This window comes from Campylobacter ureolyticus (genome assembly GCF_027277485.1).
Lineage (GTDB): Bacteria > Campylobacterota > Campylobacteria > Campylobacterales > Campylobacteraceae > Campylobacter_B > Campylobacter_B ureolyticus_B.
In genome coordinates this window covers 1-255 of sequence record NZ_JAPXGQ010000072.1, presented here as the reverse complement: position 1 = coordinate 255, position 255 = coordinate 1, and the positions used below count along the sequence as shown (strand labels likewise).

Here is a 255-nt window from a genome sequence, read left to right as displayed (position 1 = left end):
CGAAAGGGGTATGCGATGGAAAATTGGTTAATATTCCAATACCAATTATTATGTGCGATGGAAGGACGCTTAAAGTTAGTGGAGCTAACTGATGGAATAGTTAGTCTAAGGTCGTAGGTTGAGTTATGGGCAAATCCGTAACTCTTTATCCGAAAGCTTAAAGGCTTACAAAGCTCTTCGGAGTAGCGTAAGAATCCATGATACTATAGAGCCAAGAAAAGTTTCTAAGTTTAGTAATAATTGCCCGTACCGTAA

1 rRNA gene is annotated in these 255 nt (G+C 38.8%); it reads left to right on the top strand.

The features are described from left to right. A 23S ribosomal RNA gene (locus O6B72_RS09690) occupies positions 1-255 on the top strand; the annotation flags it as partial.